Below are 15,147 nucleotides of genomic sequence, written 5' to 3' on the forward strand. Positions count from 1 at the left end.
CCTCACGCCCCCGCCACACCCATAGCCCCCGCATTCCACACCACCTCACCCCGCACGTTCATGGCGCAAACACACGCCTTGTGTGGGAAAAATGCCATGGGAAAAATGCCAGGCATTTGCCACCTCACCCATGCTCAAGAGGCTGCAAGGCAGAGCCAGCCTCCGGCGGACTCCTTCGGCCCCTCCTTGGGTGTTTTTTGGCCGGTGTGCTGCGGCGTCGGTGAGGCGGCCTCTGTCAATACCAGATCGGCGTATGTTGTGGTAACCCAAATGAGTACGCTTTCCCGTTTCTCCCTCTGCGCAAATCTCTGGTAGGTGTGGGCGATGTTGCAACAGCAAGAAACAGACATGGAAGACCTGCGCCTGCCGAAGTACCCCCGCAAAGGGTGGATCGGGGTGGACCTTGACGGCACGCTCGCGCGGACGACTTCGGGCATGCACCCGCACTGCATCGGCCCTGCGGTGCCGGCCATGCTGAAGCGCGTGCGCTACTGGATCAAGACCGGGCGGAAGGTCAAAATTTTCACCGCCCGCGCCGGAGACCCGGTCAGCGAGAGGTTCATCCACGAGTGGTGCGCGTACTACCAGCTGCCCAGGCTGGAGATCACGAACCGCAAGGATCATCAGATGATCGCGCTGTGGGACGACCGTGCCGTGGGCGTGGTGAGAAACGCGGGCGTGCCGCTGGTGCCGCTGCCGATGGGCTTCTGGCGGCTCGTGCGGCTGCGCATTTCCCAGATGCTGGGTGGCAGGGAGCTGGTGCAGCGTGAGTGCCTCCGGGCGGGTCCTGAGCATGGATGAGGGCGGCGCAGTGCCGCATGCTGCCGCGCGGGCCTTCGTTGTGGTAACCCATCAGCCTGCTTTATTTGGGCGGGGACTTCGGGCAAACAGGCGGCGCCGATGTGCCTGCCAGCCCAGGCGCGGTGCCCAATCATGACCCCGATCCCGATGACCCCAAAAAGCGTGCTCCTGGTGGACTCCCAGACGATGTTTCTGGAAATGCTCACATCGTTTCTCGGGCGTGAGCTGCCGGAGATGACATTCATCACCGCGTCGAGCCTGAATGAAGCCCGGCTGCTCATGAAGCACCATGCGTTTGACCTTTTGATCGCGGACATCTCCGGGCTGGAGAGCGCGGGGCTTTCCATGATCCTTGAGGTGCGCGAGCATGCGCCGGGGACCAGGATGCTCATCCTGGCCGCGGAGGTGAGCACCTTCTGGCTGCACCAGGCCATGAGTGAGGGCGTGCTGGGCATGGTGACGAAGTCCCGGCCCCTGAGTGAGCTGGTGGCCGCCATCCAGGACGTCCTGGCCGGCAGGAAGCATCTCTCGCCGGAGATTGCGCAGCAGTTCATGGAGTACATCAGCTTTTTGCAGACAGGAGATCCCATGAACCTTCTCAGCCGCCGGGAGCTGGAGGTTTTTTTGAAGCTCGGCGAAGGCAGGCCGATCAAGTCGATCGCGACGGAGCTCGGCCTTTCGGCCGGGACGGTGGCGGTGCACAAGCACAACATCGCGCGCAAGACCGGGATCGACTCCGTGGCGAAAATCGCGCGCTACTGCCTGGAGCACGGCATGCTGGAGCTGAGGCCTGAGCAGATCCTGCTCAGGACGCGGACGGCCCGGCCTGAGGCGGTGGCCGCCTAGACATGCAGTGGAGCAGGTGCGGATGCGGGCCATTGCGCTGCCTTGTGGTATTTTGTGGTCTTTGAGGCTGCCAATGCGGCGGGCGGTGCGGACTGCGCACGCGGCAGCGCTGGGAGCCCGAGGCGGAGCATCCTGATCCCCGCACCCAGCACACGTTTGCAGATCCCTCCGGAAGGGAGCGCGGACTTCAGTCCGCAGCACTCCGCAGACACGCCGAGTTCTTCCACAGCCACAGGCGCCTTCGTGCCCATCCTCCCCCCACATCGCGCATGCTGGCAAAGGCTTCCAGAACCCACCTGAGGCCACAGCTGGCGGCGGTAATCGCGGACCACCGCCAGCCCAACAGCCTCACGCACCGGTAAACACGGCCGCTGCGGAGATGCGCACACCTTGGCGTGCGTCTGCGCTGTCTGCCAAGGAGGGGATTGAGGTAACTCAACGGGGGCTAAAAATGGGGTTAACCCAAGGCGGCAGGCGCGCGGAGGACGGGGCCTAAAGTATATAAATACCATTATGATCTCCCCCCCCGTCACCTGCGACCACTGCGAGGCGCCTGCGCCTTATCATGCCGATGCTGGCAGCCAGCCCGGTGTGTTTTCATGGGCGGCGCTTTACGCGCTGGACACCGCCTGCTCGCTGCTGGGCTGCAGGCATGCGTGGGTGGCCAGCCATGCGGCAGGGGGCTGCCAGATCGTGCTGCGGAGAGAGCAGACCATGGAGATCTCCCCCGGGCTGCAGGAGCTCATCCTCCGGCAGGCGGCGGCGGCTTCCCATGAGAGTGTGGCCACAGTGCCGTGGGCAGGCAGTGTGCTGCTGTTTCTGGGGCTTTCCTCTGGCCTGGCGGCGGACGGCCGCAAGTATGTGCTGGGCATGCAGCTGGACCAGGGCTTTGAGATGACGGAGCGGCGCGCGGGCGTGCTGGACGGGCTGCGCTGCAGCCTGCAGACCTACCTGGCCCGGCTGAGACCTGCCGCACCGCCCCAGCCTGCCGCGCCACAGTCTCTGGAAATGGCGGGCCCGGGAGCGCACCCCGTGACGTGCAGCTGCTGCCGCCGTGTGCATACGGCGCAGCACGGCTGGATGCACTGGGACGACCTGCGCCTCATGACGACGGGGCGCGGCAGCTCCCACACAGTGTGCGAGAAGTGCGCGGACGTGCTGTATTCTGATGTATTGAATAACGGGCTGTAGTATTCTGGAAGGATAACATGAGAAACAAAGCCACACGTCGGTCAGGCAACGGTCCCATGAGGATCGCGCTGGTGGAGGACGACCCGGTTTACCGGGCCTACCTCACGGGCCTGCTGAAGAAAACGCCGGAGGTGGAGCTGGTGCAGGCCTGGGAGAGCGCGGAGGCGATGGTGGCGGACCGGCGCTTTCTGGAGGTGGACCTCATGTTTATCGACCTGGAACTGCCGGGGCTGAGCGGGGTGGAGCTGATCGCGAACCTGCACAAGCTCCCCGATCCGCCGCTGTGTGTGATGCTGACCTCCTCCAGCGCACCGGAACATGTGTTTGCGGCCATCCGCAGCGGTGCCTCGGGCTACCTGGTGAAAACGGCGGACCCCGGGGTGTTTGCGGAGCGGCTGAGGCAGATCATCCAGGATGGCGTGAGCCTCAGCCCGGTGATCGCGCAGATGCTGATGGCTGAATTTCGCCATGCGTCCGCTTCGCCGGCGCGCAAGAAGAGCTCGCTGCGCAGCCTCACGCTGCGGGAGCGCGAGGTGCTGCAGCAGATGTCCAAACACGGCAACGCCAAGGAGGTGGGCGCCATCATGGGCCTCAGCCACGAGACCGTGCGCGTGCACATGAAAAAGATCTACCAGAAGCTGCACGTCAATTCAAAGGCCGAGGCCCTGGAAGTGCTGGCACAGATGAAGCCGGAGTAGGGCTGTGAGCGGTGAGCGTGTGGAATGCGCGAGCCCAGGAGCCGGAGGGGGATCATCCTGATCCCCACACACAGCGCGTCTTAGCACAATGAACACACGGCCTTGGGCGCGGCGCAATGTGCACACGCTGGAAGCTGCGAGCACGCGAGGGATCGGGACGATCCCTCTCCGCCGGAGGCGCTGGGAGTGCGCAAGCGCTGCGCATTGCGAGCACATCGAGCGCCGGAGGGGGATCATCCTGATCCCCGCACACAGCGCGTCTTTGCACAATGAACACACGAGCTGGGGCGCGGCGCAATGTGCACACGCTGGAAGCTGCGAGCACGCGAGGGATCGGGACGATCCCTCTCCGCCGGAGGCGCTGGGAGTGCGCAAGCGCTGCGCATTGCGAGCACATCGAGCGCCGGAGGGGGATCATCCTGATCCCCACACACGGCGCGTCTTTGCACAAGGAACGCACTGCCTTGGGCTCGGCGCAATGTGCACACGCTGGAAGCTGCGAGCACGTGAGGGATCGGGACGATCCCTCTCCGCCGGAGGCGCTGGGAGTGCGCAAGCGCTGCGCATTGCGAGCACATCGAGCGCCGGAGGGGGGATCATCCTGATGCCCGCACACGGCGCGTGTTTGCACAAGGAACGCACGGCCTTGGGCGCGGCGGCATAGGCCCCTGCGCACACGCTTCGGGCACAGGTGTGCGCCGCTGGCTGCTGCGGCCCGGCGGTGCTCAGAGGCTCGTTTCGCTCTTGCGGGCGCGTGGCTTCCCGGCCTCCGCCACGGGCTCCAGCTTTTGGATCTCGGCGGCGGCACGCAGGCGCACCAGCGTCTTGGCGATCCGCTCGTTCGTCAGGTCGTTCTTCAGGCGTGCGGCCACCTGCTCTTTGACTTTTTCAAACGGCGGTGGCGGTGGCGTGCGGCGCTCCTCCACGCCGATGAGGATGAACAGCCCCGGCTCTTCGATGATGGGGCTGATCGAGCCCTTTTTCATCTTCGCCACAGCGGCGCGCACCTTCGGGCTCAGGCTCGTCACGGGCGTCCAGCCCCAGGCGCCGCCGTCCTCGGCATGGCTGTCCTTGCTCTCCGCACGCGCGATCACGGGAAAGCTCGCCCCTTTGGCGATCTTTTCGCGCAGCGCCTCGATGCGTGCGCGCGTGGCCGCATCGCTCTGGTGCAGCGTTTCGGGGATGGTCAGCGAGTACAGCTTCACCTCCTCCGGGCTGTCCCACAGCGTGCGGTTTTTCTCATAAAAGGCGCGCACCTCCTCGTCCGTCGCCTTCACCATGCTGGCGATGTGCACGCGCATGGCGGTGCTGTAGATCATGCGCTGGCGTGCCACGCGCAGCTTCTCCAGCGTCAGGCCGTCGCGCGCCAGCTCCGCCTCAAAGGCGGCGCTGTCTCCCTGCGCGGAGTTTTTGACCATGGCCTTGAAGTCCTGCTCCAGCAGCGTGGGGTTCACCGTCACGCCCACGTGGGCCAGCTCGCTGGCCAGCAGCTGCTGGTCGATGAGCGTGTCCAGCGCCGTGCGTTTGAGCTTCTGCGTCTCAGCCTCCAGCTTTTCGGGCTCGCCGGGGTGCAGCTGCTGAAACTCCGCCACGCCGGTCTTGATCATCATGTGCACGTCTGTGGCCAGGATGGGCACGCCGTCCACCGTGGCCACCGGGCGGTCTTTGAAGGGGGCATCCTTGGGCGCGGCCCGTGTCAGGGAGTCTACCAGCTGCTGGTAGAGCCGGGTGTCCATGTGCTCCGGGCCAAACAGCCGCTGAAAGCCCTCCTGCGCGCGCCGCGCGTAGGGCAGCGCCTCCTGCGGGCGGTTCTGCGCCCGCAGGCATGCGGCCAGGATGCCGCAGGTGCCCAGGGTGTCCGGGTGCAGCGCGCCCAGCACGCGCTGCTGCACGGGCAGCACGGCGCGCAGCCGCTGCTCCGCCTCCGGGCCCCAGCCCTGCGCCTCCACATTTTCCGCCAGTTCCACGCGCGCCTTCAGCGTCTCCGGGTGCTCGGGGCCAAAGAGGCGCGTCTGGATGGGCAGGATCTTCTGCCACAGCAGCCCGGCCTCGCCGTATTTTTTGTCCATCCGCGTCTTCAGCGCCTTGGCCGTCTGGGTGTCCAGGGGCTTGCGGTCCTTCAGGGGCACCTTGCCCTGGCTGAGGTTCAGCGCCTCGCGGTGTTCCCTGGCCGCCTCCGTGCTTTTTCCCAGGGCGTAGAGCACGCCGGAAAAGCGCCAGCGCACCTGCAGCGTCAGCGCATCCGCCGCGCCCAGCACACGCTGCGCCGTGGCTGCCAGCCGCTGGTAGTCCGGCTCCGTCTCCGCGTTTTTTCCGGCGGCCGCGCGTGCGGAGAGCAGGGCCGCCTCGCAGGCCAGCGCCTCGCGCTGCTCTGCGCCAAAGACACGCACGGCCACCGGCAGCAGCTCCTGCAGCCGGGCCTCCGCCTCGGCGGCGCGGTCCTGCTCCAGGATCACCTCCGCCAGCTTGAGGCGTGCGCGCAGCGTCTCCTTGTCCTCCGGCCCAAGGGTTTGGGTGCGTGTCTCCACCAGCGCCTGCGCCGCCTTTTCCCCCTCCAGCACCGGGCCTTCCTCCTTCAGCAGCGGCAGCGGCTCGCGGCCCTTTTTCCCGATCTCCTGCGCCTTCTGCGCCGCATGGCCGGGCGCGGTGGACAGCAGCAGCAGGCAGACGAGGAGCGGCTTCATGGCAGGGCGGAGGAGTGAAAAAAAGGGGAGGGCAGGCTCAGGCTTTGGTGCCCAGCGCCGCCAGGTGTTTGACGAGGTTTCCTGCGGCCTCCGTGGCCGGCGCGTCCTTGCCCAGCGTCTTGAGGTAGCCGGCGTGTGCTCGTCGTGCGTAGCTCAGCGCCTCGGGTATCTTGTCCTGCTGCATCAGGCACTGGGCCAGATTGTGGCAGGTCATCAGCGTGTTGGCGGCCTGCGCGCCAAACGTGCGCTCGCACGCTGGCAGCACCTGCAGGTACTCTTTTTCGGCATCCTCATGCCTCTCCAGGCGGGAAAGCAGCACGGCCAGGGAAATGCGCGAGGCCAGCGTGGCCTCCGTCTCCGCGCCGGACACCCGTGTCTGCAGCGCGATGATCTGGCGCAGCGGCTCCTCCACCGCGGTGTATTTTTCCTGCGCGATCTGCGCCCCGATGAGGTCGTTCTGGCAGCGCAGCGTGTCTGCGTGCTCCGCGCCCCGCACCCGCGTCATCACCGGCAGCAGCTCGCGCAGGCCCGCCTCGGCCTCCGCCCACTTTGCCTGGCGCGCCAGGATGACGGTCAGCGTGCTGCGCAGCCACAGGGTCTGGTCGTTCTCGGGTCCCAGGTGCCGTGTGAGCTCGGGCAGCAGGCTGCGCGTGAGCGCCTCCGCCTCGGCCATGTGGTCCTGGGAGATCATGGTATGTACGATGCCCGTGCCGCAGCGCAGCGTGTACCTGTCTCCCGCACCGCACACGCGTGTGAGCTCGGGCAGCAGCGTTTGCAGCATGGCCTGGCACTCCGCGTCCCGGCCCTGGCGCAGCAGCACCTCTGCCACCGCCAGCCGGGTCTCCAGCGTCTCGCGGTGTGCGGCGCCGTGCACGCGCGTGCAGAGCTCCAGCACCGCGCGGTTTTCCTTTTCCGCCTCGGGCAGCTTTCCCAGGCTGAGCAGCGCCGCGCCCAGCCGCCGGCGCGACAGCAGCGTCTCCGCATCCTCCGCGCCGAGCACCCGCGTCTCCGTGGCGATCAGCGGCAGCAGCTTTTCCGCCGCCTGCGCAAACTGTCCCTGGCTGCCGCGCGCCGCGATCAGTGCCGACTCGCAGCGCAGCGTCTCGCGGTCCTCCGCGCCCAGGACACGCCGCACCTCCGGCAGCAGCTTTTGCAGCAGCGTCTCCGCCTCGGCGTCCCGCGCCAGCTTGCGGATGATCTCCGCCTGCAGCAGCCGTGCGCGCAGCGTCTCCCGTGCCTCCGCGCCGTGGGCCCGGGCCGCCGCCTGCACCAGGGCCAGCGCGGCCTGCTCCGCCTCGGCATGGCGGCCCGCCTCGCGCAGCGCCAGCACTGCCGCATAGGTGCGGGCGTCGGCCTCCGCCGCCAGCGCCCACGTGCTCAGGGTGGCCAGCAGCAGGAGACAGGGCAGGGTGGGCTTCATGGCGGGCGCGCGGTGCGTGGTAGGCACCGGGATTAAATGAAGGACTCAGGCCCGTGGCAAGTCGCATTCTGCGGAAAGCGCCTCCCATGGCCCCGCTGCTCTCCGAGGGGCGCTGGTGCCGGGCCGCGCTTTGTTCTTGGCAAATCTGCCGTCTGAGTGACTGTACCGGGCTTTGGCAGATTCTCTGACTGGATAAGGGAGGCGGTGAGCTCCGGCTCTGTGCCGGCTCCGCACGCTCATCTCACGCACCACTCATGAAACTCATTTTTTCCACGCTCTCCACCGCTCTGCTGCTGCTGGCTCCGGCTCGGGGCCGCGCGGAGGCTCCCACGACTGCGGGCACCCTGGGCATCTACGTCGAAAACGACGCCTTTGCCGGCACGGACCGCTACTACACCAGCGGTGTGAAGATCAGCTGGACCTCGCGGGATCTCTCGCACCTCAGCGGCACGCCGCACGCCAGCATGCTGCTGCCGCTTTTTGACCTGCTGCCGGGCGTCCATGACACAAACTACCAGAAGAACGTCATCCACTCCATCGGGCAGGACATTTACACGCCGGACGACACGGAGACTTTCACGCCCTCGCCCACAGACCGCCCCTACGCCGGCTGGCTTTATGTTTCCAACGGGGTCGTATGGAAGACGGACCGTGTGCGCAACATTTTGGTGATGGACATCGGGGTGGTGGGCTCCTGGTCCCTGGCGCAGGAGGCGCAGCGCTATGTGCATGACGTGCGCGGCTTTGACCACCCCAACGGCTGGGACAACCAGCTGCACAATGAGATCGGCATCACGCTGGCTTACGAGCGCGTGTGGCGCTGGCCGCACCTGGTGAAGCGCAGCGGCCTGGAGTGGGAGCTGCTGCCGCATGCGGGTGCGACGGCGGGGAATGTGAAGGACTACGCCAATGTGGGCGGGGAGTTCCGCATCGGGCTGAATCTGCCGGATGACTATGGGACGCCGAGCATCGGCCCGTCTTCTGCGGCTGCCACGCCTGTCGATGGTGCGCTGGGGGCTGACCGCGGGTGGTTTCCACTGGGGTTTCACCTGTTTGCCCGGGTGGATGGCCGGGCTGTGGCGCACAACATTTTTCTCGATGGCAACACTTTTGGCAGCAGCCCTTCGGTGGGGCACAATGTGTTTGTGGCGGATCTCAGCGCTGGGTTTGTGATCAACTGGCGCAACACCAAGCTGGCCTATGCCCTGGTCTACCGCACCAAGGAGTTCAGCGCGCAGATCGCGCCCCAGGTCTTTGGCACGGTGTCGCTGAACTGGACGTTTTAGCGCCTGGCTGCAATCAACGGGATGAGGGACTTTGGCCTTGACTTGTTTCAAATGAGATGAATGATAGTCTCATATGAGAATAGAAGAAAACATCGTCCGGGAGGTGGCTGCGACTTACCGCAGCGGGGTGGACACACGCAGGGGGGGCGTCGTGGCCTACCTGGTGCAGGGGCCTGAGGAAAGGCGTGTGTCGCGGGAGTTCACGACGGCGGGGCTCATCCAGTCTCTGAAATGCGGCCTGCCGGTGCAGGAGCTGCATGATTTGCGCAGCAGCCTGGATCTCCCGATGGAGCGGCTGGTGCCCATGCTGGGGATCTCCAAGGCCACGCTGCACCGGCGCATGGCGGCGGGCAGGCTGGACCCGGCGGAGTCTGACCGTGTGGTGCGGTTTGCCCGGCTGCTGGGCAAGGCGGTGGAGGTGATGGAGTCCCGGGAGAATGCGCGTGCCTGGCTGAGTGCGCCGCAGCGGGGGCTGGGCGGGGCGGTGCCTCTGGAGTATGCGGAGACGGAGGTGGGTGCCCGTGAAGTGGAGGACCTGCTGGGCCGCATTGAATACGGTGTTTACTCATGAAGCTGCAGGCCTGGCGCATTGTGAAGGCAAAGCATGCCGCCTCTGCCTTCAGCGGCGAGGGGGCGCGGCTCTACGGCGGGCGGTGGAATTCCGCCGGGGTGAGCCTCGTGTACACCAGCGGCTCGAAGGCGCTGGCGGCGCTGGAGTCTCTCGTGCACCTCAATCCTCCGGTGCTCTTTTCCTACGTCATCATTTCGGTGGGGTTTGACGCGGCGCTGGTGGAAAAGGTTTCCGCCCTTCCTCCGGGGTGGAATGACATGCCGGCTCCGCCGTCCACGCGGGGGCTGGGAGATCTCTGGGCAGCGCAGCGGCGCTCCGCAGTGCTGGAGGTGCCCAGCGCCATCATTCCTGGGGAGTCCAACTTCCTGCTCAATCCTGCGCATCCTGACTTCGCGGCCATCTCCTTCGGTGTGGCCGAGCCTTTTGCGTTTGATCCCCGTTTGCTCTGATGGCCGCGGCGGCCTTTTTCCGGCGTCGGCGGCCCTGCTGCGTGGGCACTTGCGCGCCTTCCTGCAGGCCTGCGCCTGGCGCTGATTTGTGGGGGTGGGGTGTTAAAAAGGTTTGCTCAATTTAGCAAAATGATTCATTTTGCAGCGTGATTATACTACGAATAATCGGTGGTGTCATGGGTGCTATGTTTATTTTGTGCTCAGCATTTGTCCGAATAGAGCTCGACTTTTTGTCCCGCCTTTTTGTGGGGGTGTTTGGCCTTTGCATGGTCCTGACTGCGGCCCTTGCCCGGGACAAAACCATCGAGCGCTGGTTTGGCGGTCTGTAAAGAGTGGAGGGGCAGGGGGGGGCGGCAGCGGACTGCGGTTCCCTCCGCTGCCATGCTGGCTTACTCCGCCTTGTGCTTCAGGTTTGCATAGGCCTTGGCGGGTTCTTCAAACACGCCGGTCCAGGCCTTGTCTCCGTCATGCACTTGCTCAGTGCCTTCAAAGACGATCGTTTCATCTGCGCCCACGCCCTCTGTCACCACGTAGAAATCCTGCAGTTCGTTGGAGATGCTGACCCGACGCTGGCGCACCATGCCATCCTTGGCCACCACGTGCACATAGCGGTGCTCTGCGATCTCCAGCGTGGCCTGCCGCGGCACCAGCACGGCGTTCTTGATCGTCTCCCGCAGCTGCACGTTGCCAGACTCTCCGTGCCGCAGCAGATCGCCCGGATTGGGAAACACCGCATGCTGCGGCAGCGTGCCCGTGCGGGTGTTCAGCTCCGTTTTTTCCAGCTTCATCTGGCCTGCCGGTTCAAACAGCCGGCCATTTGCCAGCAGCAGTCTCACGCTCAGCCGCTCTCCTGCGGGCGTGGCGGCTGCGTATTCCTGGTACTGCGCCTCCGGCATGTTGAAGTCCACCTCCATCTCTCGGTTGTCAGACAGCGTCGTCAGCAGGTCTCCCTCGCGCACCGGGCTGCCGCCGTTTTTACGGAGCAGGCTCATCCGTCCGTCAAAGGGGGCTGCGATCACCGCGGCCTCCGGCTCCGTGCTTTTCGCCGCGCCCGGCGCATGCTGCACGATCTTGAACATCGGCTCTCCCTTTTTCAGGTTCTGCCCCTCGCGTGCATTCACCACCTCCAGGTAGCCGCGTGACTCGGCGCGTATCTCCATCCGCCTGCCGGACTTGACCTGGCCTGCATAAGTGCGCGTGATCACCGTGTCCTGCACGAGGGGCTTGCTCAGCACCAGCTTCGGCTCCGCGTGGTCGCAGCTGCACAGCAGCACTGCTGCCAGCAGTCCCGCACACAGGGCAGGGGCCCCGGCATTCATCCCGCACCACCCTTTCACCCTCCGGACCCTGGCATCTCCCAAACGACGGCTCATGGTGGAGTGGTCTGTGTATCTCATGATAGAGACAGGATACTGTGACGGATAACTCCAAAGTAAAATGCACAAAGTGTGCAGGCCTCAAAATAGGCAAAATGGCAGGGTTGAGAGTAAGTGGTTCTATAACTGGAATAACAAGACGCATAGGGTAAGTCCATGGCCTATGTCGGACATGCTGAAGAGTTCACTCACGCTAGGCGTTTGCGCTGCTGCCCACGCGGCCGATGCCTTTTCACAGGTGGCTGGCATCTGCCAAATCCTTTAGTAGCCATAGGCGCATGGCGTGGCGTGGGCAGGGTGTCTCTGCTTTTGAGTGTCAGCCGGTCCGGTTTCTTGGCTTGCCTGTGTCTTTGTTTTTCATTAAAAGCCGTCATTAATACAGGTGGCGACATCGGTTTAAGAATGCGAATGTGCCGAAGTCCGTCCTGCCGTATTGGTTGTTCAGACCGCACCTCCCAGCACCACCCCGCCATGAAACACAGCCTCCTCCTTCTCATTTCGCTGCTCTGCCTGACTGCCGCCGCCACCCGTGCTGCAGATGCCCCTGGCGGCGTGCGCGAGTTCAAAGACATGCTCAAGGACATCCCCTCCAAGGACATCCTCAAGCTCTCCGGCACCAAGAAACTGGAAGTCGCCAAGGAGATCTCCCAGAAGCTCACGCTCAAGGAGCACGGCAAGGACGGCACCTACAAAGGCAAGATCACCAGCATCGAAGTCTGGCCCTTTCCGGAGCGCGGCATCACCGGCTGGCGCCTTGCGCTGCAGGACACCTTCAAGCGCGGCGGAGACACCATCCTCGTCTGGGCCTGGGTGCATGTTTACACCGACCCCGATGGCGTCATGCCCAAGCTCAAGGAAGGCAAGGAGATCACCGTCACCGGCAAGATCAACCGCTCCGACCTCAGCATTACCGACGCCGGCCCCCGCCTGAATGTGGACCTCTTCGTCAACGCCATGCAGCCGCAGAAGTGAGGCGGCGCTCCACCACCATGCCGGACACCCCGCGCCAGCCCCCGGAATACAGACCTCCCAAAGGAGGCGTGCCGCTGGAGGACATCGTCGCCACCGTCATCCAGATCCTGGTCATCAGCGTGCTCACCGCCCTCGTGCTTCACCGGCTGAAATGACACCGCGTACGCCCAGGCCCAAGCCATCGGCGCCACCTTCGCAGCCGCTGCGCCTGTGGACCTGCTTGTTTTTCGTGCTCAGCGCGCCCGCTGTTTTGATCATGTTCCTTGGCGATGTCCTCGCCATGCCATTCGTGAGCCGCCGTCATCAAAGCGCGGGTTGCTGGCTGCTCTTCATGGCTGCCCGATGCCTCGCTCCCATCCTCGTCATCGGAGTCTGTGCGGTGTACCTTTTCAAACACCTCCGCTGACCGCCGCCCGTCTTCCTTTTCGCCACCGTCTGGGGTGCCGTCCTCGCTGGCTCCCTCCTCGTCCTCACCCGTACGCGGGACCTCCCCGCACCACCCGCCTTGGGGCAGGGGAGACAAGCAGCCTCTCCCCGGCATGACGGCTGCGGCCTTCGTCCCGGCGTATCACGGCGGCTTGCATCTGCATGTTGACGCCACCCTTCAGCAGCCAACCCTTCAGCCCATGACCAGCCTCCAGCCTCCCGCATTCCAGCCACGCCGCCGCCTCTCCCGTTTCTCCCTGTGCCATCTCTTTCGCTGCACCTGCCTCCTCGTTTCCCTCAGCCTCCTCAGCGCGCCGCCGGCCGTGCAGGCGGAGACGGACACTTCACGCGTCATCGCGGCAGATGATCCCAGCATCGGCTACTCCGGCTACGTTCACATGGAGCTCATATCGACTGAGTTGAGAGAGTTTGGGCTGGCGGGTGCGGAGCCGCGCACCACCAAGTTCGCCCGCTTTGACCGCCTGCTCGACATCCCGGGCAAAGGCTACCGCTGGGATAATCCCGGCGCGCGCATCCGCTTCCGCACCGATGCCACCCGCGTCGGGGCGCTGCTCCGCTTCAATGAGCTCCACACCTCCGCCAGCGCCCGCAACAGCAACGGCATCTACCTCATCGATGGTGTCACCCAGCCGGGCTGGACCTTCAAAACGAAGGCCACCACGCCCAAGCGCGGCGTCGAATACGTGGGGATTCAGATGCCCGCCCCCACCACTCCCGGATTCCACGACTACGAGATCGTCCTCCCCTACGGCGACTCGGTCGAGTTCCTGAGCGCGGATGTCAATCTTACCGCCCAGATGCAGCCACCGCCCGCGCCACCCGCCGTGCGCTACGTCGCCTATGGCGACTCCGTCACGCACGGCTTCACCGCCAGCGCCATCGACAAAACCTACCCGTATCTGGTAGCTCAAAAGATGGGCTGGCAGCTCATCAATCTCGGCCTCGGCGGCCGCGCCTCCAACGTGGTGGACGCCCACGTCCTCAAAACCCTCAAGGCCGACGTCATCAACGTGCTCATGGGCGTGAACGACTGGCAGGGCGGCGGCCCCGTGGAGCGCTACCGCAAAAACATGAGCGGCTTCTTCGATGCCATCCGCGCCGTGCAGCCCACCGTGCCCATCTACTTCATCACCACTCTTTACGTGCCCCCTTCCTGGAGCCCCAAGACCGCCACCACCGATCTCGAAGCCTACCGCCAGGCCGCCCGCGACCTCGTCGCCTCGCGCCAGGACCCGAATATGCACCTCATCGAAGGCCCCGCCCTCATCGACCACGACCCCAAGCTCTTCGACTCCGTCGCCGTCCACCCCAACGACCAAGGCTTCGCCCAGATGGCAGAACGACTGGCCAAGCAGATGGAGAAGGTGGGGAAGTGACCAACCTGCATCGTGATTTGCGCCTCCCGAAAGGCCAATCGTGTTCTGCCAAAGAAAACGCTTCAGGAGCGCGGGCCTCCGAGCCCGCAGCACGCCGCAAGCACACGCGATTATGAATCGTCCCTGACGCCATCGCTCGCTCATTCCCAAAGCGCTCGTGATTCCGCTGTTCTGACTTCAACCACACACGCTGCGTGCAGGCGGCCAGCTGCGGACTCAGGAGGTCTGCGCTCTAGGAATCTTTCCGCCTGCAACGCTTCAATTCGAGATGCATGCTCTTAACTGAGTGCCATTCTTGCCAGGGATGAATGGCACTTAATCGAGCCGTCCAAATGAAAGTATGAACAAATGGATCAAATACAGCCTGCTCCTCTTCCTGCCGGTGGGGCTGTTGCTATGGGCCTGTTTTGATCGAACAGCCTGGGACGAGGAATTCACCATTGAAGATGGCAGGCTTGGAACGGCTCGTTTCACGTACTTTGAGTGGCGTTTCTGGGGGCACCCTCATATCATTTCTTTTGGAGGTGGGACCATCTCTTGTGCCGGAACCTTTCGTCTTGATGGGCATCGCAGTCATTGGAAATCCATTCGCGACGAACGCGTCTTCACCGTGCAGTTCCGCGAGCAGCGGTGGTATGCCATCTCGCTGGATCGAACCCATATTCCCAGAGAGATTGTGATCAGGTTCTACAGTGGAAAAGACGGTGAAACGCTGCAGGAGATCGAGCCTCACGCTTACCCGCTCAAGCTCGCCATTCAAAACCTCTGGCTGCATGACCAAGACGTGGAGGTGCTTTCTGTCTTTAAGCCGGACAACTATTGGGCGCGCGAGAGCCTGTTGGCGAAAACGTGGTGGAAAGTGGTGCATGGGGAAGATGTCGAAGAAGTGAAGCAGGATTTTATTGAAAAGATCGCCGCCCAAGAGTTTCCCGGGAGAGTCAGCTTTTTGCCGCCGCAGCCACGCAAGTGACCGGCTAGGCTCCCGGAGTGAAATGCGCCTCCGGTCACACTGTCGCAGGCTCACCGATCC

Annotated in this window: 14 protein-coding genes; 11 read left to right on the top strand and 3 right to left on the bottom strand. The window is 64.4% G+C overall.

What is annotated here, in order from left to right; genetic code table 11:
- Positions 1-348: 348 nt before the first annotated feature.
- The 4 genes from ACZ5WW_RS00905 (at position 349) to ACZ5WW_RS00920 (ending at position 3,536) form a co-directional block, all read left to right on the top strand.
- Positions 349-801 (top strand): hypothetical protein, encoded by a 453-nt coding sequence (locus ACZ5WW_RS00905; RefSeq protein WP_377170351.1) that lies wholly within the window; start codon positions 349-351, stop codon positions 799-801.
- 132 nt (positions 802-933) lie between these two features.
- Positions 934-1,647, top strand: a complete 714-nt coding sequence (locus ACZ5WW_RS00910; RefSeq protein WP_464694203.1) for a LuxR C-terminal-related transcriptional regulator — start codon at positions 934-936, stop codon at positions 1,645-1,647.
- A gap of 513 nt (positions 1,648-2,160) precedes the next feature.
- Positions 2,161-2,838, top strand: coding sequence for a hypothetical protein (locus ACZ5WW_RS00915; RefSeq protein WP_377170347.1), 678 nt, complete (start codon positions 2,161-2,163; stop codon positions 2,836-2,838).
- Positions 2,839-2,855: 17 nt separating this feature from the next.
- Positions 2,856-3,536, top strand: coding sequence for a response regulator (locus ACZ5WW_RS00920; protein ID WP_377170345.1), 681 nt, complete (start codon positions 2,856-2,858; stop codon positions 3,534-3,536).
- Positions 3,537-4,261: 725 nt separating this feature from the next.
- Here ACZ5WW_RS00920 and ACZ5WW_RS00925 read toward each other — a convergent pair.
- The gene (locus ACZ5WW_RS00925) at positions 4,262-6,220 is read right to left on the bottom strand and encodes a tetratricopeptide repeat protein (RefSeq protein WP_377170343.1); all 1,959 of its coding nucleotides are present in this window, start codon (positions 6,218-6,220) and stop codon (positions 4,262-4,264) included.
- A gap of 37 nt (positions 6,221-6,257) precedes the next feature.
- Positions 6,258-7,640 (bottom strand): tetratricopeptide repeat protein, encoded by a 1,383-nt coding sequence (locus ACZ5WW_RS00930; RefSeq protein WP_377170341.1) that lies wholly within the window; start codon positions 7,638-7,640, stop codon positions 6,258-6,260.
- A gap of 254 nt (positions 7,641-7,894) precedes the next feature.
- Here ACZ5WW_RS00930 and ACZ5WW_RS00935 point away from each other — a divergent pair, with 254 nt between their 5' ends.
- The 3 genes from ACZ5WW_RS00935 to ACZ5WW_RS00945 all read left to right on the top strand — a co-directional run bounded on the left by ACZ5WW_RS00935 (position 7,895) and on the right by ACZ5WW_RS00945 (position 9,946).
- The gene (locus tag ACZ5WW_RS00935) at positions 7,895-8,926 is read left to right on the top strand and encodes a lipid A deacylase LpxR family protein (protein WP_377170339.1); all 1,032 of its coding nucleotides are present in this window, start codon (positions 7,895-7,897) and stop codon (positions 8,924-8,926) included.
- Between the two features lie 73 nt (positions 8,927-8,999).
- Positions 9,000-9,497, top strand: a complete 498-nt coding sequence (gene parS, locus ACZ5WW_RS00940; protein WP_377170337.1) for a type II RES/Xre toxin-antitoxin system antitoxin — start codon at positions 9,000-9,002, stop codon at positions 9,495-9,497.
- Positions 9,494-9,946, top strand: a complete 453-nt coding sequence (locus ACZ5WW_RS00945) for an RES family NAD+ phosphorylase (RefSeq protein WP_377170335.1) — start codon at positions 9,494-9,496, stop codon at positions 9,944-9,946. Before parS ends, ACZ5WW_RS00945 begins: the two co-directional genes overlap by 4 nt.
- A gap of 389 nt (positions 9,947-10,335) precedes the next feature.
- Here the strand turns inward: ACZ5WW_RS00945 and ACZ5WW_RS00950 are convergent, their stop codons facing one another.
- Complete coding sequence (locus ACZ5WW_RS00950; RefSeq protein ID WP_377170333.1) at positions 10,336-11,343, bottom strand: efflux RND transporter periplasmic adaptor subunit; 1,008 nt, start codon at positions 11,341-11,343, stop codon at positions 10,336-10,338.
- Positions 11,344-11,793: 450 nt separating this feature from the next.
- Here ACZ5WW_RS00950 and ACZ5WW_RS00955 point away from each other — a divergent pair, with 450 nt between their 5' ends.
- From ACZ5WW_RS00955 to ACZ5WW_RS00970, 4 genes are all read left to right on the top strand, one after another.
- On the top strand, positions 11,794-12,294 hold the full coding sequence (locus tag ACZ5WW_RS00955; protein ID WP_377170330.1) for a hypothetical protein: 501 nt from the start codon (positions 11,794-11,796) through the stop codon (positions 12,292-12,294).
- 17 nt (positions 12,295-12,311) lie between these two features.
- Complete coding sequence (locus ACZ5WW_RS00960; protein WP_377170328.1) at positions 12,312-12,449, top strand: hypothetical protein; 138 nt, start codon at positions 12,312-12,314, stop codon at positions 12,447-12,449.
- A gap of 471 nt (positions 12,450-12,920) precedes the next feature.
- The gene (locus ACZ5WW_RS00965; RefSeq protein ID WP_377170324.1) at positions 12,921-14,117 is read left to right on the top strand and encodes an SGNH/GDSL hydrolase family protein; all 1,197 of its coding nucleotides are present in this window, start codon (positions 12,921-12,923) and stop codon (positions 14,115-14,117) included.
- Between the two features lie 340 nt (positions 14,118-14,457).
- On the top strand, positions 14,458-15,087 hold the full coding sequence (locus ACZ5WW_RS00970) for a hypothetical protein (RefSeq protein ID WP_377170322.1): 630 nt from the start codon (positions 14,458-14,460) through the stop codon (positions 15,085-15,087).
- Positions 15,088-15,147 lie beyond the last annotated feature (60 nt).

Source organism: Prosthecobacter fluviatilis (genome assembly GCF_055388355.1).

Coding starts and splice junctions, on each gene's coding strand:
- ACZ5WW_RS00950 (WP_377170333.1), bottom strand. CDS start 11,343: ATGAGATACACAGACCACTCCACCATGAGCCGTCGTTTGGGAGATGCC.
- ACZ5WW_RS00930 (WP_377170341.1), bottom strand. CDS start 7,640: ATGAAGCCCACCCTGCCCTGTCTCCTGCTGCTGGCCACCCTGAGCACG.
- ACZ5WW_RS00965 (WP_377170324.1), top strand. CDS start 12,921: ATGACCAGCCTCCAGCCTCCCGCATTCCAGCCACGCCGCCGCCTCTCC.
- ACZ5WW_RS00925 (WP_377170343.1), bottom strand. CDS start 6,220: ATGAAGCCGCTCCTCGTCTGCCTGCTGCTGCTGTCCACCGCGCCCGGC.
- ACZ5WW_RS00910 (WP_464694203.1), top strand. CDS start 934: ATGACCCCGATCCCGATGACCCCAAAAAGCGTGCTCCTGGTGGACTCC.
- ACZ5WW_RS00935 (WP_377170339.1), top strand. CDS start 7,895: ATGAAACTCATTTTTTCCACGCTCTCCACCGCTCTGCTGCTGCTGGCT.
- ACZ5WW_RS00970 (WP_377170322.1), top strand. CDS start 14,458: ATGAACAAATGGATCAAATACAGCCTGCTCCTCTTCCTGCCGGTGGGG.
- ACZ5WW_RS00955 (WP_377170330.1), top strand. CDS start 11,794: ATGAAACACAGCCTCCTCCTTCTCATTTCGCTGCTCTGCCTGACTGCC.
- ACZ5WW_RS00945 (WP_377170335.1), top strand. CDS start 9,494: ATGAAGCTGCAGGCCTGGCGCATTGTGAAGGCAAAGCATGCCGCCTCT.
- ACZ5WW_RS00960 (WP_377170328.1), top strand. CDS start 12,312: ATGCCGGACACCCCGCGCCAGCCCCCGGAATACAGACCTCCCAAAGGA.
- parS (WP_377170337.1), top strand. CDS start 9,000: ATGAGAATAGAAGAAAACATCGTCCGGGAGGTGGCTGCGACTTACCGC.
- ACZ5WW_RS00915 (WP_377170347.1), top strand. CDS start 2,161: ATGATCTCCCCCCCCGTCACCTGCGACCACTGCGAGGCGCCTGCGCCT.
- ACZ5WW_RS00920 (WP_377170345.1), top strand. CDS start 2,856: ATGAGAAACAAAGCCACACGTCGGTCAGGCAACGGTCCCATGAGGATC.
- ACZ5WW_RS00905 (WP_377170351.1), top strand. CDS start 349: ATGGAAGACCTGCGCCTGCCGAAGTACCCCCGCAAAGGGTGGATCGGG.